The following is an 18691-nucleotide window of genomic DNA, read 5'->3' on the forward strand; positions in this document are numbered from 1 at the left end:
GTCAACGCAGGATCCGACGGTGTACTTACTTCATCGTCGCGAGTCGCGATTCCAGCTCGTCGATCTTCGCGAGCACGGCTTCGCCGAGCTTCCTGACGTGACGCGGCACGTCGGGCGCCGACATCAGTTCCTCGAGGCGCCCGCGCCAGTAACTCGGATGCCTGACGCGCCCCGCGCCCGACATCGATACGTCGTCAGCGACCGCGTCGCTGTCCAGGAGAGCCACCATTCTCTGGATATGAGAGAGCTCTCGTTCCACATAGTCTCTTGCCAGCATATTGATTGAAATTCCCCGAAATACGACATCAGGCCTTCCGTCATCAACGCGCCATCGTGTCGCGGCGCCAACGACGCGCCGCTCACGCTGTGCGTCAGCGTACGCAGCGGCTGTGTCAGTCAAATGCGCGGACGAGCGCGGCAATCGACATTCGACGGCAGGCCTGTTCGTTTGTTTTCGTTCCGCCCAGTCCCCGGTGCCCTGCTGCCAATCGTAGGCGCACCGGCCCGCGCCGGCATCCCCAAAAGTGGGGATATTGGCCGATATCGTTTGCGCGGTGGTTTCCGGAAATTACGGAGCATGACGGCCTAGCGCCGATAAGACGGCGGCGCGAGTTCGAGTGGATCGGGGTTCAGGCGCACCCATGCAACGGCCAGGCGACACAGTTGCGCCGGATCGCCGGCCTGGCGCTTGACGTCGTGTACGACAGCGTCCACGTCCGACAAATCGGCTGCCGGCAGCGACGTGCCGGTGCGCACGATCGACGCGAACGCATCGGCCATCTTCCGGAAGTCAGCGTCCCAGTTGCCGCCGCCGTTGTGATCGAGCTCATGCGCGATGCGGCCCGCGATCCGGACGAGTTCGCCCTGCACCGTCGCAGCGTGCCCGGTTCCCGGCACCAGTTGCGTCCACAATGCCTGATGCTGCGCCTGCCACGTGCCGTCCGCGACGACGATCGGCGACCGGCCGTCATGCAGTTGGCGGCGCGGCACTGGCCGCACGTCGAACAACGCATAGAGCCGCTCCAGCGCAGCACTGGCCGCGTCGACCGTCTCGGGATTGAAACGCTCGCGCATGAACTCGAAACGCTCGCCGATCGCCGTGACGCTGGCCTGCATTGACGGTGTCTTCGCCGCGCCGGCGCCGAGCAGCACGTCGGCGAGCGCCACCATGTGCTCGAGATCCGCATTGCCGCAAGTGCGCAACGCACGCTCGAGCGGCGTATGCCCGTCCCGGTTCAACGCGTCGACGCGCGCGCCGTGCTCCAGCAGCAGCCGGGCGGACCGCGCATGGCGCGAATCGGCCGCCGCGTGCAGCGCGGTGCCGATCGACGCACCGTCGTCGTGAACGTCCGCACCCAGTTCGAACAGCACGTCGAAGCGGCTGCGCCGGCTGCGGGCGCGCGCGTGCAGCGCCGTGTTGCCGTACGCGTCGGCCGCACCGATATCCGCGCCCTGTGCGACAAGCCAGCGCGCGAGATCGTCGGGACACCGGTCGAACGACAGCGCGGTCCGCTTGCTCGACCCGCCACGCGCATTCACGTCGCAGGTGTCGAACACCGCCTGCAGTTTCGCAAGGTCGCCCTCGTCGAGCAGTGCGTCGAAGTCCTTCGGCAGCAGTTTCTTTTTTGCTTTCGGCATCGTGGGCCTCCTGCCTTCGAACGCGCGCGCATCGTCGGCATTTCGTCAATGTGATAAACCGGCCTGGCATCCGCTGCGGGCACGCAGCGCACCCTGGCACGCGCGTCAGTCCAGCGGCGCCAGAAGCGCAAGTCCGTCCGGCCGGCCGGACGCGCCATCCAGCTTCGTGATGTTCCAGCGAGCGGCGTCATCCCAGTCGTAATCCATTCGATAGGAAAACCGGGCATTGGCGCGAAACAGCGCGGCGCGGAATTTCCTGCCGTCATTCGCCAGCGCGTCGCGCAGCGGCGGCCCGATGCGCATGATGCCGTCGATGAAGTCGCGATGACGCATCGCGGAGATCAACTCGACGCCGGCCGCCGTCGCGCAGGACGCGCGGACGCCGTACTGGACCTCGCTCGGCGCGTTGAAGCGAACGTAGACTTCGCTCCAGCCGGGAAACGCGGCCTGCATGTAGCCGATGACATGCCGGGCCAGCTCGACCAGCCGTTCTGTTGCGGCGTCGTTCATCGATCTTCCTCGGAATGGGATCGCGGACGAGCGTAATAGGACGTGGGGCGACGCGTCAATGTCCGTCCCGGAACGTCCGTATCCGGTCACTGTCGCGCGCCTCGGCATGCGAGGCCGATGTCGCACCTTGCATGTCGATTGGCGCGCTTTGCGAGTGAACTGGCGCGCAAAAGGCGTCATCATGGCGCATCACTTCTGCAACGGAACCCACGCCCATGAATATCGATACCGACCTCCCTGTCATGGTGACCGGCGCAACCGGATACGTCGCGGGCTGGCTCGTGCAACGACTTCTCGAGGCCGGCCTGACGGTCCACGCGGCCGTCCGCGACCCCGACAGCCCGGACAAGCTGAAGCACCTTCAGCGCATCGCGGCCGGCAAGCCCGGCACGATCCGCTTTTTCCGCGCCGACCTGCTCGAACCCGGCTCATACGCAGACGCGATGGCCGGTTGCGGCACCGTGTTCCACACCGCGTCGCCGTTCACGGTCACGGTTCGCGACCCGCAGAAGGAACTCGTCGACCCGGCGCTGCTTGGCACGCGCAACGTGCTCGAAACGGCCAACCGCACGCCATCGGTGCGACGCGTCGTACTGACCAGCAGTTGCGCGGCGATCTACGGCGACAATGCCGATCTCGCGGCGACGCCGAACGGTGTGTTCACCGAAGCGATCTGGAACACCAGCTCGTCGCTCGCCCATCAGCCGTATTCGTATTCGAAGACCGTTGCGGAACGCGAAGCGTGGAAAATCGCCGCCGCGCAGCAACGCTGGGATCTCGTGACGATCAATCCGACGCTCGTGATCGGTCCCGGCATCAATCCGCATGCAACGTCGGAAAGCTTCGAGATCGTGCGGCAGATGGGCAACGGCACGATGAAAATGGGCATACCGGATCTCGGCATGGGCGCGGTCGACGTGCGCGACGTGGCCGACGCGCACCTCCGTGCCGCGTTTCTGGCGAGCGCCAAGGGCCGCTACATCGTCTCGGGTCACGACACCAACCTGCCGGCGATGGCCGCCACGCTGCTCGAACGGTATGGCGCCGACTACCCGATTCCGCGGCGCATCCTGCCCAAATGGCTCGTGTGGCTCGTCGGGCCGCTCGCGAACAAGGGCGTGACGCGCCGCATGATCGCGCGCAACGTCGGGCTCCCTTGGCGCGGCGACAACAGCCGCAGCCGCAACGAGCTCGGCATCCGTTATCGCCCGCTCGCCGAGTCGATGAATGATTTCTTTCAGCAACTCGTCGAAACCGGGCAATTGCGGCGATGAACCGTTTCGTGATCTCCCCGGGCTGGCAGGTCGTGATGGTCGATCTCGGCCTGCGCATCGACGAGCTGCTGCGGCACGCGCAATTGCCCGCCGATCTGTTCAAGCGGCCGGAAAGCGGGCTGACGACCCGCGAATACTTCCGCATGTGGCGCGCGATGGAGGAGTTGGCCGACGCACCGGCCATCGCGCTGCGCATCCTCGATCTCATGTCGGTCGAGACCTTCGATCCGCCGCTGTTCGCCGCGCTGTGCAGCCCGAACCTGGACATTGCGATTCGGCGCATCAGCCAGTTCAAGCCGCTGATCGGCCCGATCCGCTTGCGCGTCGCGCACGAGGCCGACATGCTGACCCTCGCCATCGACTTCCTGGAACGCGACGTGCCGCCGCCCGGCATGCTGCTCGCGTTCGAACTCGGCTTCTTCGTGAAGCTGGCACGGCTGGCCACCCGCACCGACTTGCCCGCGCGCGCCGTCACGCTACCGCGCGAAATCAAGCAGCATCCCGGCTATGCGCGGTTTTTCGGCGTGACGCCGCAGTACGGCGACTCCCCCTCCGTGAGCGTGGCGCTGCAGGATGCCCGACGTCCGTTCGTGACGGCCAACCATGCGATGTGGGCGATCTTCGAACCCGATCTGCGCCGCCGCCTCGATGCGCTGTCGGCCGGCGCCGGCATCGTCGAGCGCGTGCGTGCGGCGCTGCTGGAGTTGATCCCGGGCGGCCTCGCCACCGCGGACGACGTTGCACGCACGCTCGGCATCAGCAAGCGCACGCTGCAGCGCCGGCTCGGTGACGACGGCGCGAACTTCAAGACCCTCCTGGCCGATGTCCGCGAAAAGCTCGCGTGGCACTACCTCGATCGCTCGGATCTGCCCTACAGCCAGATCGCGTTCCTGCTCGGCTACCAGGATCCGAACTCGTTCTTCCGCGCGTTCAATGAATGGACCGGCATGACACCCGACGCCGCACGCTCGCGGACGACGCCACGCTGACGCGCAAGGTCGCCCCGTCGTTGAACCGAAGCGCAATCAGCGCGCGGCGTCGTTGCGGTTCAGCCCGAAAATGAAATCGGCCTCTACCGCCGCGCCTTTGGGCAACTGCAGCACACCGACCGACGAACGCGTATGTACGCCGGCGTCGCCGAGCACTGCATACAGGACGTCGGAAGCGCCGTCAGCCACTTCGCTTTGCATCGTGAAGCCGGGCGCGCTCCGCACATAGACGGTGATGCGCGGCACCGTCGCGATCGCATCGAGCGTGCCGCAATGCTTGCGGATCAACGACAGCGCACGCAGCGCCGATATGCCGGCCGCCCGGCGGCCGTCATCCAGCGAAACGGATTCGCCGACGATGCCGACGAAGTGCACGACTTCCCCGATTCGCGGAATCTGGCCTGAGATATAGGCCGTCCTTCCATCGACCAGAACGGGCGTGTACTTTCCGCCGATCCTGATTTCCTCGTCCGGATCGAATCCGAAATCGGCCGCGACCTGTTTCAGCTTATCGTCTCTGTTCATCAGTGAATTCCCCGATCCTTCATAAAAAAGATAAAGAATAATTGAGTCTCCGAATCTTGTCCCGGCGGAGCCGATCCGCGAAAAATGACAAAATTGACACACTTATCAGGTGTTCGAAGCAGTCCTGCACGCCATATCGATGCCGTAATTCGTAGTCGGCGAGATTTTCTTCATCATTTCCGGTTGAAACCGCTATCATGTGAGTACATAACCTGATGAGCGATATATGGCGACTTACAAGGAACTGAAAGCCCAAATGGACGCTTTGGCCGAGAAAGCCGAAGCAGCGCGTGTCGCGGAATTCCAGGCGATCGTCGACGACATCCGTGCCAAGGTCGCGGAATTCGGCATTACCGAGAAGGACATTTTCGGCACGCGTCGTGGTCGGCCGGCCAAGCAGGCATCGGCACCCGTGCAGGCGAAGTATCGCGATCCGAAGACCGGTGCGACCTGGTCGGGTCGCGGTCGCGCGCCGGCATGGATCAAGGATGCGAAGAACCGCAATCGATTCCTGATTCAGGAATAAGATTTTCGGCGCGTACCGGCGCACGGTTCAGTGCGCCGTCCGGCATGTTGGGCATTGATACCGGCGGGATTCAAAGACCGCTCCGGGTTAATGCCGATTTGCGTCATTCGGCACGTCGCACGCCCATTCTTTCCTCATCGTTCGTAATAAATCGCAAGCCACACGGTTTGCGTTTCTTCATGCGTCCACGCAACGCGATGGCGACAATGCGGCTCGATCAGCACATAGTCGCCCGGGCGCATCTCGTGCCGTGTCGAATCTTCTTCGAATTCGAGCACGGCCGCTCCCGACAGCAATACGACCCATTCGGCACGCGAGTCGTCATACCAGAATCCATCCGGGCTCGCGTGCCCCATCGACACGATCCGCTCGACATTCAGGCGCTGCCCCGTGACGAGGAGATCGATCCGCTCGTCGCCGCCGCGTTGCCCGTCGACGCCGAAAAGGTTACCGGTTTGAAGTTGCATCGCTCGACCTCGTCATTGACCTTCTGATGATGAAAGCGGATTTAAAGGCGCCGGAAACAGTTCACTGCAGTCCAGCTGTTGCCGCGCCGCTGGCGGCATTCAAGGCCTGCATGCAATCGCTTCGATTTCTATCTTCGTGCCGACCATATTCGTCGCCTGCAATGTCGATCGTGACGGCTTGTTCCCGGGGAAGAATTCTGCGTAAACGCGATTGAATTCCGCGAAGTCGCCTGCGTCTTCAAGCCATACGGTGGTTTTGACGACGTCGTCCAGCGTACATCCGGCCAGCGCCAGTACGTGCGCGACGTTCTGCAACGTCCGGCGCGTCTGCGCGTCGATCCCGCCGGTGACGAGGCTCCCGTCTTCGTTTCTCGCGACCTGACCGGATACGAATACCAGGTCGCCGGCTTTGGTCGCCAGCGAGCGCGGCAGGTTTCGTGTCAGCGGATTGCGCTCCGCAATATATTCGATCGCCATTTGACTCTCCTTTGACCGGCCTGGCATCTGCGTCGATCATCGCTCACGAGCGTATCGCGGAACAACAGCGCTGCCAATTCCGGAGACCGAGAGATCTCCAACGCTGGAATCGATCGCTTTCGTCTGCAGTTAGACGGACGCTCAGGCTTTGAACCGACCTTTCGCGACGACCACGGGCCGGCACACGGAAAGCGCCTTGAAGCGGTTCTTCGAACTTGCCACAATTCGGAAGGCAACCCGCATTTATCGCATGCGCGATGCAGTGACGAGCGAGGGCGATATCAATGAGCACCGATAGCGTTCATCCAGCGGTACTGATCACGATGCCGCACAGCCATTACAGCGAGAAGGCGCGGTGGGCGCTCGACAGGCTCGAGCTGGCCTACCAGGAACAGCCGCATGCCCCGCTGCTGCACCGGCTGGCCACGATACCCAATGGCGGCAGCAGCGTGCCCTTGCTGCTTCATCGAGGCGCACGCTTCACCGACTCCACCGATATCCTCGTACATATCGATCTGCTTCACGGCGGCGATTGCCTGTACCCGCGCGACGTCGACTTGCGGCCGGAAGTCGAGGCGCTCGAGACGCAATTCGACGAAGTGCTAGGCCCGCATGCGAGGCGTTGGGCGTATGCGCAATTGCTGCCGGAGCGCAGCCTGCTGCTGCACGTGATGTCACGAGGCGTGCCGCGGTTCGAAGCCGTATTGCTGCCGATCATTCTGCCAGGCGTCGAGCGGCTCATTCGTGCGGCGCTCAGGATTACGCCGGCAAGCGCCACGCGCTCGATCGAACGCGTACGCGGCGTCTTCACGGAGATCGACGGACGGCTGGCCGATGGCCGACGATTCCTGGTCGGCGAACGCTTCACGGCCGCCGATCTGACATTCGCGGCACTCGCCGCGCCCGTGCTCTTTCCGCCCGGCTATCGCGCGGCTTACCCGGCGCTCGATCACGTGCCCGCCGCGATGCGTGACGAAGTCCTGCGTTTGCGGGATACGGCCGCCGGACAATTTGCGTTGCGCTTGTACGCGGAAGAACGCGACCGTACGCATACCGCTCCGCAAGAATGGAACTGCAGCGCCGAGTAACGACTTCCAGAAGGCATCCAATAAACTGATCGCTTGCGTCCGTCAGCGCGCCGCAGTCTGCGCGTTGACGGTTCGCAGGCTGGCGTGAGTGAGCATCAACAGGTTGATGACGACAACGGCGATGGTCGCATCGATCATCAGATTCACGCCGCCGCGCGTAACCAGTACGCCCGCCATGTATGGAAACCCGAACAAGCCGATGAAGTAGGCAATCGTGAAAACCTGGGAACTCGCCGATGCGGACAATCCCCTTTCGCTGGCCAGATTGACGGCCATGCCGTTCAACGTGGAATAGCTGAGCCCGTAGCCGATTGCGAAGATGATCGAGCCGATCACGTACAGCGTTTCGTTGCCCCGGTTGGAGACGAACAGCACCAGCGCAAGGAGCGTGGCGCTGAATAGCGCTAAAGCGAGTTTTCGAACGGGCAAGCGGCTGATCGTTTTCGCCAGCGTGAAGCGGCACGCAACGGTCGTCAGCGTGAAAGTCACGAAAAACAGGTCCGGCGACAGGTGGCGCGATTCCGCATAGGTCGCCTGAAAATTCGACAGCGCGGAAAAGACGCAAGCGGCGAGCGCAATCATGATGATCGGCAGCCGCGTCACGTTGCGCAGGATCTCGGCGATCCGTGCAGGCGTCAGGCCGGTTGCGGTCATTTGTGGTGTCAGCGTGTGGGCCGACTGTTTTCCGACCGCGGAGAATGCGGCGGCTGCAATCAGGCAGATGCACGCCAGGCCGCCATAAACGATGGAATACGACCCGAATCGACTGGCAACGAAATGGCCGACCGGAGACGCGAGACCGAGCCCGACCATTTGACCGCCCGACAGCAAGGTCAGGTATTTGATCCGTGCGTCGGGCCTCAGATGATGAATGATTTGAAGCGGCGCGAGGGTGTAGAACGCCGACCATCCCATTCCGAGCAGCAGACCACCGATAAACGCAATCGCCGGATCGATCGCGGCCAGGCTGAACGCGAGCATGGAAAGGGACATCACGACGGCGGCGGCAACGATCGTCCGCATCAGCCCGATTCGCTGCGCGATCCATCCGGCAAGCAGGGAGCTGACGATCATGGTCAGGATGCCGGTCGAGATGACTGCCCCTGCCATTGACACATCGAGTCCGCAATGACGCAAATGCTCGGAAAGCAGGAAGCTCGCACCGTATGCGGCGGCAAGCGCGATGCTCGCACCGAGAAATGGAATGAACGTGGCGGCACCAAGCGATGACGGCAGTGGGTCAGCGGGTGTGTTCATGGAATGGGCGTCCGGTTTTTATCGCCGCCGCGATGTCGTGAGCGGAGCGGTTTTCTTTCATCGGCTTGCTTGACTGCATATAGCGGGACGATGGACGTTTTCAAATTCCCGGCCCCGGTATTCACGGGAAGTGTGTTTTATGTAAAAGCGCAATGAAATGTACAGTGGCGCCGATTTGCTTCTGCACAGTTATATGAGGGGCGCCTCGCGAGATTGTGGGGAAGCTTCACGAATCGAGAGCACGCGTCACGGAGTCGAGGCGCGGAGTTATCCGTCTTGCGACATCAAGGAAAAGGCCTGTGGGGTGGCCAGCGCGAATAGCGTCTGGCCGCAGTTGGCCATCTGCAGTCGTTCGTCTTTGCCTCACACAGTCATTCGCGCGCCCCCAACGCGCGACTTTGCGGACTCGCGCATGCCAGCCAGGCGAGGCGACGCTCGCACAATTATCAGGCCTGAGCCTCGATCTCTGCCTTGCATCGAAGAAGCGTCGCCTTCAGCGTACCGAGATCCCGTTCGAAGCGAACGGCAGGTGCTGCGATGGAGAGCGCATACCGCTCGTTCGTACCGCATTCGACAACCGCACCTATTCCGCAGACGCCCTCTTCGTGCTCTTCACGATCGAACGCTACGCCGGTATCCCGGACTTCGGCGATTTCCTGCAACAGCGCCGACATGTCGGTAATCGTGCGGGGCGTTCGACCCGCGAGATCGTTCCTCAGTAGCGTGCGAATTTCGTCATCGGTGAACAGGGAAAGAATCGCCTTGCCGTGCGCCGTGCAGTAGACCGGAAACGCCGTGCCGACGGGTGAAACGACTCGCAGTTCACGATCCGACGAGTGCTGAAAGACCGACAGTACGTGTGATCCCCGAAAGACCGAAAAGTCGACCGTTTCCCGGCTTCGCTTTGATGCCGCCTCGACAAACGGTGACGCAATCGCGACGAAGTCGGTATGTATCGACGCCGCCAGCCGGGTGATGGCGGGGCCAAGTCTCACACCCGACTGCCCCGCAACGACCAGACCTTGTGCTTCGAGCGCGCCCACGAGTCGCTGGACGGTGCTCTTGGGAAGCGCCGTCGCTTTTGCTATGTCGCCCAGGCTTAGCCCGGTCGTTTGCCCTTCCAGCGCCTGAAGCACGGCTGCCGCGCGCGCGACGACCTGTTTCCCGCCATTGTCCGCTGCTTCGTCCACCACTTCACGACTCCCTTGACATATCCCTAAAACAGGATGAGACTTTGATTCGTACCGATCAATGGTACCACAGTATCGTTTAACGGTACGATCGATACGGAGCTTTTATGCACAACTCGTTTCAGCCGCTCGGCAAAGCAGGGGCATTCACCCTTCTCTTTGTGGCGTGTCTGACCATCATGGTCGGCTGTGTCATCGTCCCCGGCCTGCCAAGTATTGCACCGGCGCTGAATGTCGCCGGCGCTGCAAGCTGGCTTGTTACGCTCCCGTCGCTGGGCGTGGTGGTATTCGGCGCTGCAGCCGGGAACCTCATCGGCAAAGCGGGCGCCTACCGTGCGCTGGTCATTGGACTGGCGCTGTACGCCGTACTGGGCGCCGGTGGCGCGTTACTCAGCGGGCCGGTCGTCCTTGTCGACCGGTTCCTGCTTGGTGGCGCGACGGCCCTGGTCATGGCCGCGGGCACCACGCTGATCTCGGAGTTCTATAGCGGCGACGCGCGTCTCGCAATGATTGCGCGTCAGGGCATGGCCATCGAGTTGGGCGGGGTTGTTTTCCTGACGATAGGCGGTGCGCTGACTCATATCGGATGGGCCGCTCCGTTCGGTCTTTATCTTGTCGCGCTCGTCGTTCTGGCGATGGTGATCGCGTTCGTTCCCAAACGACGCCACGATGCGATCACGGAGCGGGCCGGCACCCACGAGGATGCAGCGCCCGGCAGAATGCCGCAGGTATTCGGCGCAGCGCTTCTCGGGATGCTGTGCTTTTTTACGGCCGTCATCGTGTTGCCGTTCCGGCTCGGAGCCGGCGTTGGCGGAGTCGAATTCTCCGAAGCCGCAGTCGGCTACTTTCTTTCCTTCGTCTCGTTCATCGCCGTACTCCTCGCAGCAATACTCCCGAGGGTCGTGCGGCGGGTCGGCGAAAGCGCCACGCTCGCGATCGCGTTCGCGTGCTACGCGCTGGGACATCTTTGCTTCGCAATGGCGGACGGAATGCCGGTTCTGTTCACTGGCGGGGTACTGCTGGGTGCCGGCTTCGGCCTGCTCACACCGCTTGTGAATCACATGACCGTCGAACGCAGCAATGCGGCTGCGCGAGGTCGCAACCTTGCCCTTCTTTCCGTCGCCATCTTCCTCGGGCAATTCGCATCCTCCTTCATGGAGTTCGTGCCTGGAGGCTACGTCAGGATCTTTTCTGCGGCGGCTGTGCTGGCAGCCGTTGTGGCCATCTCCTGGGTTGCGCAGTTTCACAAGGCCCAACCCGACACCTCGGCTCTCCAAAGGTCTGCCAATGAAATTGACTGAAGTTGCCCCCCTTCTCGATCCCGCGCCATTGAAGCTCGAAACGGGCTATGAGCGGTTTGACGACGGTACCGTTCATGTCGCCTGCCGAACGGATCTGCACAATTGCACAGGCGAAATGTTCGAATGGTGGTTCCGCTCGCGCCCCGACACCGAGCGCTACATCTGGTGGCATCCAGTCGATCACGTATCGAGCAGCTGGAGCGAGGGAACGGATGATACCCATGTCGGTTCCATCCACCATGCGGAAGAGTACTTCACCGCACTGCCGTCGCAAAAGCTGGCGATCCAGTTCCGCAGCGCCACCGAATTCTTTGATGCGAACGCTTATCACACGGCGCGGAAAGACGGCTTCATATCTGCCGCGGTATGCGCGCGCGTCGGCAGCGCACCCGAAACGATTCGCGGAAAAGACGGTGAAATGATCGGCAGCCGGCTCCTGCACATCGGCCGTGATACCGAATGGGGGTTCGCTCTGCGCAGCCACTTTTACATGGGACACGATCTGCCTGCGATGGGACTTTCGCCTTCGCAGATTAAAGAACTGTTCCCCGACTCGTTCGCGGAAGCACCGCTCATGCATTGCTATAACGAATTCGTATTCCTCTCGCGATTCCTGCCGTCGGTATACATCGGGAAACATCGGGACACGTTAGATATCGCGCTGCCCTGGTAGGGCGCATGCGCGAGACAGTGGCAGCGATCGCGGATTCTCTTGCGCGGCCGCACAGCTGACCAGGGATTGAACGGTGCTTCAATCATTCTTTTTTCTTAACATAAAGTACTACTTATCAAAAAATGGAATTCGATCTCAAGAGAAGGAAAATTCTCGGAAGCGGCCCGGCACTTCTCGCCGGTGCCGCGCTGGCAAACACCTTGTCCTCCGGTGTGGTGCATGCCGCGTCGACCGCTACCGCGGGACAGCGCAATGCCGACCGCACGCTGATAACGTATTTCCAGGTTCCCATGCAAAAGCGCTGGCCGCTCAACGCTCGCCTTGTCGAATCCAAGCCCTACGCGAAATATTTCACGAAGGATCTGGTTGCACCTGTCGACATGGTCAACGCCCTGGAAAAAGGACCGCTTCCGCCGGAGTACGTCATACCGCCATCCGTGGACGGGCTCGACACCATGATGCGAACTTTCGAGCAGGCCCCGGTGTCAGGCTATGCCCTCGTCGAAGAGGGGCCGCTGGCGTACGCACAGAGTCGGCACGTGTTCCCTGGCGTGACGGCCAAGATGTTTGAATGGTGGTTCACATGGCACCCCATCGAAAGCGAGCGATACATGCTGTGGTTCCCGCACGCGCATATCCATAACTCGGTCGCAGACCCAGCACGGCTGTCAGACACGAGCCTCGGCTACGGTGAACGCCTTTACGGCAATCCCAATCACGTCACCGAGTACATCGGGAACATGCTCCTCGACGGCATCATCAGCTTCGACACTCCCGAGAGTCTTGGCGTCAAGCGCAGCGCGCTGGACGCGAACCGGTTCACATTCAATGCAAGCGGTATTGTTTCGCCCGTCTCGGCAAGGAACACGCCGCTCGTGTTGATGATCCATCTGGGACGGGATACCCCGGCTGGACTTGAAATGATCAATCGTTACTGGATCGGGACGCATGCTTCGTTCGACCGGTTCAAAAAATTCCCGGGGGGCGCGCATCTGTCGCGAGAATTGACGAGGAAGATGGGCCTGGACAAGGCGGCGCTGGAAAACTTCGCATACGAGATGGCGCTGCACGACATGACCGAATTTACGTGTCTTGGTCAGTTTCTTCCTGACATCTATCGGGAGTACGCCGGTTAAGTCCGCTCCCTGCGCCCGAGCGGGCGCAGGGAACAGGACATGACTTACGCACATGGAGGGCCAATTACGCAGCCGGCGGCACGCCACGCCTGCCGACGGTAATCGGCTGGCCCTCCATTGCTTCCGAACCGGAAATCGCGTGCCAGCGCTTCGAAGGCGCGGAGACAATTCGCCCTGCCGTCGAAGCGGACGTCGGACCGCTTTGCTGACGTTTTGCCGAACGTCGCCTTCGCGCCAAAACGCATCGTTCGATACCCGTCATGAACGAAACCGCAGCGACAGCCGCAAGCGTCGAATTCCGGTCTCGATCGAAACTGAGGCCTTCTGATCGTGGAGTAGTATTCCACCATGTCCAGGTTATTGCTCGGACTTACGGCTCACCACCAACCCATCCGTGACGGCGGCGGCAAGCTCGTCAAAGGGTTGGCGAACTGCTTCAACATTAGGTGTGATGGCGTCGGCCATAACGACAGCATTGACGGGAACGCATGATGTCAACCGAGTGGAAGCACCGCGTCAGACTGTTTATCCAGCGCTTCTGGCAGCCGACCAGTGCGTGCATGACCTGCATGCCGGGGAGCTGGGGCAATATCATGAGCCTTGCCCACTGGACTATTGCATTTCATACAGGCCTGCTTACGGGACTCCTGGCTGTACTTTTGACTTTCACGCCGGCGGTGAAACTCTACGCGCATCGATACGGCAATGCGCTGGTCGTGGGTGTCCTGACAACGTTGGGCGACGCCTACTCGCACACGAGTCACTATCGTATCCCTTACGTCGAGCACATCGTGACCGGTGCAATTTCAGGTCTCTTGACGCTGGCGGCCTCATATCTCCTCGAAGATCGCGCACGACGCCTTCGGGCCGTATGGGCTCGGGTTTTCGGATAGCTTGTCCGTTGACTTTCCGAACCCATCGGCCCACGCGGAAAGAGACTCCGCAATGTGGTGATGCTGCATGATCGGGAGGTAGCGCATGGACAACAAGCGCTCGCGTTGGTTACATCCGCCAGCGTCAGGGCGCGGCAAGGAGCGGTCATTCCTGGCCATTGGGTAGATCGCCGCCAATTCCGGGCTCCAAAATTCCGCTGAAATTGAAGGCGCCTCACAACTTGGGGCCATGGCAATAACACGAAAAACATCGCGCCGGAGTTGCTCATGGCAATGCACTTATGTGCACGTGGGTTACTCGGGCCTTCACATTGGCCACGAATTCCGCCCGCTAGGGCACAATCGTCATATAGATGGAGATTGGGAGCGGCCCGCCATCTTGGGTTGGCGGTGGTGGCGGTGCCTGAAATGAGGTCATTGCAGCCGCGAAGCAGGCAGCAGTGTCCGTCTTGGGCTCAAATGCGATGCGGGTGAACCGACCATCCCCGGAGATGTCGGCGATTACCTTGAACGGCGTAGTGCTGGCTCCGGAAGGTTCCAGGCAATCATGCATTGCCTGGCCAGCTGCGGGACCGACTGCTCGAGGCATCGAGTGCCTGATATAGCTGCGGGTCGGCTCATTCTCCTCCGCCATCTGCCCAAGGCGATATCGCTCGTCAAACGAGTCCACCCCGGCCCCAAGCGCGTTGCGATTCAAGCAGAGCAGAAGAAGATAGGCTGCTACACCAAGCGACTTGTGAGTTTTAAGCATCATCCCCTCCCATCGAAATACTTCTCTCTGCGAGGCTGACCATGTCGGTTGCCCGAGTTTACCAGCGGTCCGGGCGCGTCTGCGCAAAGTTCGTCGTTCGGCCAATTGTTGGCGTTGGCGAGTGACAGCGACCGCCCACGAGCAGTCGGTCGACGTCAGTGCCTAGATTATCGACAATTACCGTGCCGGTCTGTGGAAGGCCGGGCGCAAACAAAAGGAAATGTGCGATGGGCCAGAAATTGAGCGATTCCGAGCTGGAGCTGTACAGGCGAGTGGATGAGGTTCTGCACTACGTATGGGACCCAATTGGCGTCGCAACCAGTCCGGCGGCACGCGACGAATATCAAGGCTATCTGCCCAGGGTTTTTGCCATGCTGCGGGAGGAAATGGACGCGGCGCACCTCGCGACGTACTTAGACAGCGTCGCGACCGAGAGCATGGGCCTGAACGCAAATCCGGAACATTCGAAGCGCGTCGCCGAATTGCTACTTAATTGGAAAACCGAAATTTACGGGAATCGGCGACGACAAGGTATGGTTAGAGGCTAGTAGTTGAAATGCTCAATACGCCAGCGTTTTTGGCGCTGAACGGCCGCTTTGTAGCAAACCGAACCACCGGAGTGGTCGCTACCAGCCAATCAAGTTCACCACCCACCGCCCACCTCCGGGCACCAGCCCCCATTTACCGCGCATCCGATTTCCCCTCGTCACCCCTCCGCCCGCAACCACTCCAACAACTCCGCCTGCGCACTCCCTTCCACCACTGGCGTCGGCGTCAACAGGCAGTAATGCGAACCATCCTCGACGAACCCCATCGGCGCGACCAGCACACCGCTTTCGACGTCGTCGCGCACGAGATGCCACGGCCCGATCGCTACCCCCAGCCCCGCGACAGCCGCCTGCAGACTGAAGTAAAAATGGTCGAACATCTGGCCGCGCCCGCCCGCCGCTGGCTGACCGGCCGCCGCCGCCCATTCCTTCCACGCATCCGGCCGGGTCCGCGTATGCAATAGCGCCGCATCCTGCTTCAACGAACGCGCACCGCGACGCGCGGCAAACCACGCACCGACTTTGTCGGCCCGGCAAACCGGCCCCACCCGCTCAGCGAACAACGGCGCCGCGTGATACTCCGCCGGCCACGCAAAATCGTTGCGTCGAATCGCCATGTCGATCCCGCTGTCAAACGAAAACGGCCCGCCCGCAGCGACCAGGTGGATATCGACACCCGCATATCGCGCCTGGAAATCCGGCCAGCGCGGGATCAGCCAGCGCATCAGAAGCGTCGGCTCGCATGACAGCACCCATCGCCGCGCACGCGCAGCCTCGCTACGCAACTCCCGCGCAGCGTGACGCATCAGGCCGAGGCCGTCATGGACGGCCTGCGCCAGCTTGCGCCCCGCATCGGTCAGGAATACACGACGACTGCGCCGCAGGAACAACGCCACACCCAGATCGTCTTCGAGCAGACGCACCGCGCGACTGACCGCGCCGTGGGTCAGGCACAGCTCGTCGGCGGCGCGGCTGAAATTCTCGTGACGCGCCGCCGCCTCGAAACAGCGCAACGCCATCAGCGAAGGCAGGCTCGTACGAGTCGACTGTGAGTCGGCCTCACCATCCTGGTCAGAAATCATCGTTTTTCCTGATGAAACACGGTCGCTAATATTCTGCCATCAAGACTCCCGTCGCAAGGAAAAGGCAATGACCGAACTGATAGTTGTAGTCACCATCACGTTGCTGGCCGTCATCAGCCCAGGCCCGGATTTCGCGATGGTCACACGCAACAGCCTGTTGCTGTCGCGCCGCGCCGGCGTGCTCACCGCGCAGGGAATCGGGCTGGGCGTCACGGTTCACGTGAGCTACACGCTGCTGGGCGTCGGGCTGCTGATCCGCCAATCGTTGTGGCTCTTCAACACCGTCAAGCTGATCGGCGCGATCTACCTGATCTACCTGGGTGTCAAGATGCTCATGGCCAAGGCCCATGACGGGCAACCCGACACACCGGCAGCGCCGCTGTCCGATCTCGCCGCGCTGCGCACCGGCTTCCTGACCAACGCGCTGAATCCCAAGACCACAGTGTTCATCGTCAGCCTGTTCATGCAGGCAGTCCGGCTCGACACGCCATTGATCGTACAGATCGGCTATGGCTCGTTCATCGCGGTGGCGCATGCCGGCTGGTTCAGCCTGGTGGCCGTCTGTTTTTCAGCGACGGTTGTCCGCGATCGCCTGCTGTCCCTGCGCCACTGGATCGACCGCACCTTCGGATGCCTGCTCGTGGGCTTCGGTGTCGCGCTCGCCATCGCGCGCGGCGGGCGCTGACCTCACCGCCCGCGACGAGTTGCAACGTCAGAACGCGCGCGCGATCGTCCGCGCTTCGTCAATCGCGCGACTGCGATCGACCTTTCCGTCCGGACCGAACAACGTGCGTTCGACGACAATCCCCGTGATGTCCGTCACGCCCACGAACTTCAGCCACATTTCCATATACGGACGCTGCAGGTCGAACTCGGCAGCCGGCGTAAACGAACCCGGCGCCTCGTAGCTGAGCCCGCGCGCGTATACGACCGCCGCTTTTTTTCCGGCCAGCTTGCCGCTGAACCCCGATCCGTCGAACGTGAACAGCACATCCTTCTGCGAGATCACGTCGATCAGGTGCTTGAGCTTGTACGGAATGCTGAAATTCCACAGCGGCACGCCGAACAGGAACTTGTCCGCTTCGCGAAAAGGCGCCGCGAGCCGTTCGATCTGCTGCCACGCCACGACCTGTTCCGGCGTCAACGCCGCGCCGCTCAGTCCGGCATATTTCGCGGCCAGCGCGGCTGCATCGAATTCCGGTAGCGTCACGTTCCAGATGTCGAGCGTCCGTATCTCGTGATCGGGATGCGCGTGCCGGTACGCATCGAGAAATGCGCTGCACACGTCGATGGACGCCGAATATGCCTTGTTGGGGGAGCCTTCGATATAAAGCACGCGTGTCATGGAGCCGATCCTTGCGACGAGTGACGGCGACGCACGGGATGCGCGATCGCCCACTGCGATTCGCAGCCTATCGGGCCGGCCTATAATCCGGAAACGATATTAATTGATCGAATTAACCCGGATTGGTAATCAATGAGCCCTCCCCTCGACACGACGCTGCTTCATACGTTTGTTGCGGTCGCCGACGTGCGAAGCTTTACCGGCGCCGGTCACCGTCTGAACCTCAGCCAATCCGCGGTCAGCGCGCAGATCGTTCGGCTCGAAGAACAGGTCGGCCGCGCGCTGCTCGTGCGCAATACGCGCAGCGTCACGCTCACCGCGCATGGCGAGACACTGCTCGGCTACGCGCGCGCGATGCTCAATCTGAGCGAGGAGGCACGGGCGAGGCTGGGAACCGGCAACGCCGTCGACATCAAACTGCGGATCGGTGCATCGGAAGACTTTGCCGGAGACTGGCTTCCCGACGTGATACGCCGCTATTGCGCCGCGCAACGCGGCCTGCGGCTGGATCTGGTGGTCGACATCGGCGACAGCCTGTTTCGACGTCACGCAAACGGCGAGTTCGATCTCGTGATCGGCAGCCGGTGCTCGCATTCGGGCCAGGGCACGACGTTGTGGCGGGAATCGCTCGTCTGGGCATTCGCGCGCCACGAGCCGCTTCCGGAAGGTGACGTGCCGCTCGCCTGCTTCCCCGATCCGTGCCCGTACCGGGGCGCCGCCATCAAGACGCTCGCGCTGGCCGGCATGGGCTACCGCATCGCGTGCGAAAGCCCGAGCGTCGCCGGCATCCTGACGTTCGCGCGCGCCGGCATCGCGATCGCGCCGCTGCCGCGCAGCGCGATCGACGACACGCTCCGTGAATTGGGCGTATCCGAAGGATTGCCAGAGCTGCCGGACATGGAATTCGTGATGATGCACGACGCCGCGGTACCGGCGGCCGTCGAATTCGCGGCGACGATTGTCGACGAAAGCGCCGTTCGAACAGCCGCTGGCAAACGCAATCGAGCCTGACGAACAGCGC

General features: G+C 61.9%; 21 protein-coding genes. 11 read left to right on the forward strand and 10 right to left on the reverse strand.

Features of this window, described 5'->3' with window-relative positions; genetic code table 11:
* Nucleotides 1–25 precede the first annotated feature (25 nt).
* From HWX87_RS07570 to HWX87_RS37970, 3 genes are all read right to left on the reverse strand, one after another.
* Nucleotides 26–277, reverse strand: a complete 252-nt coding sequence (locus HWX87_RS07570; protein ID WP_176046546.1) for a hypothetical protein — start codon at nucleotides 275–277, stop codon at nucleotides 26–28.
* Nucleotides 278–585: 308 nt separating this feature from the next.
* Nucleotides 586–1638: an ankyrin repeat domain-containing protein gene (locus HWX87_RS07575; RefSeq protein WP_176046547.1), complete on the reverse strand. Its 1053-nt coding sequence runs from the start codon at nucleotides 1636–1638 to the stop codon at nucleotides 586–588.
* Between the two features lie 105 nt (nucleotides 1639–1743).
* On the reverse strand, nucleotides 1744–2148 hold the full coding sequence (locus HWX87_RS37970) for a hypothetical protein (protein ID WP_244137622.1): 405 nt from the start codon (nucleotides 2146–2148) through the stop codon (nucleotides 1744–1746).
* A gap of 215 nt (nucleotides 2149–2363) precedes the next feature.
* Here HWX87_RS37970 and HWX87_RS07585 point away from each other — a divergent pair, with 215 nt between their 5' ends.
* Nucleotides 2364–3422, forward strand: coding sequence for an NAD-dependent epimerase/dehydratase family protein (locus HWX87_RS07585; RefSeq protein WP_176046548.1), 1059 nt, complete (start codon nucleotides 2364–2366; stop codon nucleotides 3420–3422).
* Entirely contained in the window at nucleotides 3419–4411 is a 993-nt protein-coding gene (locus tag HWX87_RS07590; RefSeq protein WP_176046549.1) for an AraC family transcriptional regulator, read from the forward strand. Before HWX87_RS07585 ends, HWX87_RS07590 begins: the two co-directional genes overlap by 4 nt.
* A 36-nt stretch (nucleotides 4412–4447) precedes the next feature.
* Here HWX87_RS07590 and HWX87_RS07595 read toward each other — a convergent pair whose 3' ends face one another.
* Nucleotides 4448–4936, reverse strand: a complete 489-nt coding sequence (locus tag HWX87_RS07595; protein WP_176046778.1) for a RidA family protein — start codon at nucleotides 4934–4936, stop codon at nucleotides 4448–4450.
* A gap of 226 nt (nucleotides 4937–5162) precedes the next feature.
* Between HWX87_RS07595 and HWX87_RS07600 the strand changes: the two genes are divergently transcribed.
* Nucleotides 5163–5462, forward strand: a complete 300-nt coding sequence (locus HWX87_RS07600; RefSeq protein ID WP_176046550.1) for an H-NS histone family protein — start codon at nucleotides 5163–5165, stop codon at nucleotides 5460–5462.
* Between the two features lie 134 nt (nucleotides 5463–5596).
* On the opposite strand, the gene HWX87_RS07605 is transcribed toward HWX87_RS07600, so the two are convergent.
* Nucleotides 5597–5929, reverse strand: coding sequence for a cupin domain-containing protein (locus HWX87_RS07605; RefSeq protein WP_176046551.1), 333 nt, complete (start codon nucleotides 5927–5929; stop codon nucleotides 5597–5599).
* Nucleotides 5930–6028: 99 nt separating this feature from the next.
* A complete protein-coding gene (locus HWX87_RS07610) occupies nucleotides 6029–6406 on the reverse strand; it encodes a RidA family protein (protein ID WP_176046552.1) in 378 nt (125 codons plus the stop codon).
* 284 nt (nucleotides 6407–6690) lie between these two features.
* On the opposite strand from HWX87_RS07610, the gene HWX87_RS07615 reads away from it, so the two are divergent.
* Complete coding sequence (locus HWX87_RS07615; protein WP_176046553.1) at nucleotides 6691–7494, forward strand: glutathione S-transferase family protein; 804 nt, start codon at nucleotides 6691–6693, stop codon at nucleotides 7492–7494.
* A 42-nt stretch (nucleotides 7495–7536) separates the two neighbouring features.
* Here the strand turns inward: HWX87_RS07615 and HWX87_RS07620 are convergent, their stop codons facing one another.
* Both HWX87_RS07620 and HWX87_RS07625 read right to left on the reverse strand, forming a co-directional pair.
* On the reverse strand, nucleotides 7537–8751 hold the full coding sequence (locus HWX87_RS07620; RefSeq protein ID WP_176046554.1) for an MFS transporter: 1215 nt from the start codon (nucleotides 8749–8751) through the stop codon (nucleotides 7537–7539).
* Nucleotides 8752–9197: 446 nt separating this feature from the next.
* Nucleotides 9198–9944, reverse strand: a complete 747-nt coding sequence (locus HWX87_RS07625; protein ID WP_208456520.1) for an IclR family transcriptional regulator — start codon at nucleotides 9942–9944, stop codon at nucleotides 9198–9200.
* A gap of 104 nt (nucleotides 9945–10048) precedes the next feature.
* Between HWX87_RS07625 and HWX87_RS07630 the strand changes: the two genes are divergently transcribed.
* The 5 genes from HWX87_RS07630 (at nucleotide 10049) to HWX87_RS07645 (ending at nucleotide 15243) form a co-directional block, all read left to right on the forward strand.
* On the forward strand, nucleotides 10049–11242 hold the full coding sequence (locus HWX87_RS07630) for an MFS transporter (protein WP_176046555.1): 1194 nt from the start codon (nucleotides 10049–10051) through the stop codon (nucleotides 11240–11242).
* Entirely contained in the window at nucleotides 11229–11915 is a 687-nt protein-coding gene (locus HWX87_RS07635; RefSeq protein ID WP_176046556.1) for a hypothetical protein, read from the forward strand. Before HWX87_RS07630 ends, HWX87_RS07635 begins: the two co-directional genes overlap by 14 nt.
* A gap of 122 nt (nucleotides 11916–12037) precedes the next feature.
* Nucleotides 12038–13051 carry a 2,4-diacetylphloroglucinol hydrolase gene (locus HWX87_RS07640; RefSeq protein ID WP_176046557.1) on the forward strand — a complete coding sequence of 338 codons (1014 nt, stop codon included), beginning with the start codon at nucleotides 12038–12040 and terminating at the stop codon, nucleotides 13049–13051.
* Between the two features lie 491 nt (nucleotides 13052–13542).
* Entirely contained in the window at nucleotides 13543–13944 is a 402-nt protein-coding gene (locus HWX87_RS37975; protein WP_244137642.1) for a hypothetical protein, read from the forward strand.
* 978 nt (nucleotides 13945–14922) lie between these two features.
* Nucleotides 14923–15243 carry a hypothetical protein gene (locus HWX87_RS07645; protein WP_176046558.1) on the forward strand — a complete coding sequence of 107 codons (321 nt, stop codon included), beginning with the start codon at nucleotides 14923–14925 and terminating at the stop codon, nucleotides 15241–15243.
* Between the two features lie 158 nt (nucleotides 15244–15401).
* On the opposite strand, the gene HWX87_RS07650 is transcribed toward HWX87_RS07645, so the two are convergent.
* Nucleotides 15402–16325, reverse strand: a complete 924-nt coding sequence (locus HWX87_RS07650; protein WP_176046559.1) for a LysR family transcriptional regulator — start codon at nucleotides 16323–16325, stop codon at nucleotides 15402–15404.
* A 67-nt stretch (nucleotides 16326–16392) separates the two neighbouring features.
* Between HWX87_RS07650 and HWX87_RS07655 the strand changes: the two genes are divergently transcribed.
* Nucleotides 16393–17010: a LysE family transporter gene (locus HWX87_RS07655; protein ID WP_176046560.1), complete on the forward strand. Its 618-nt coding sequence runs from the start codon at nucleotides 16393–16395 to the stop codon at nucleotides 17008–17010.
* Between the two features lie 27 nt (nucleotides 17011–17037).
* Here the strand turns inward: HWX87_RS07655 and HWX87_RS07660 are convergent, their stop codons facing one another.
* Nucleotides 17038–17670, reverse strand: coding sequence for an NAD(P)H-dependent oxidoreductase (locus HWX87_RS07660; protein ID WP_176046561.1), 633 nt, complete (start codon nucleotides 17668–17670; stop codon nucleotides 17038–17040).
* Between the two features lie 132 nt (nucleotides 17671–17802).
* On the opposite strand from HWX87_RS07660, the gene HWX87_RS07665 reads away from it, so the two are divergent.
* Nucleotides 17803–18681 (forward strand): LysR substrate-binding domain-containing protein, encoded by an 879-nt coding sequence (locus HWX87_RS07665; RefSeq protein WP_176046562.1) that lies wholly within the window; start codon nucleotides 17803–17805, stop codon nucleotides 18679–18681.
* Nucleotides 18682–18691: the final 10 nt, after the last annotated feature.

The sequence above is a fragment of the Burkholderia sp. BCC1644 genome (assembly GCF_902833225.1).
In the GTDB taxonomy this organism is placed as follows: Bacteria; Pseudomonadota; Gammaproteobacteria; order Burkholderiales; family Burkholderiaceae; genus Burkholderia.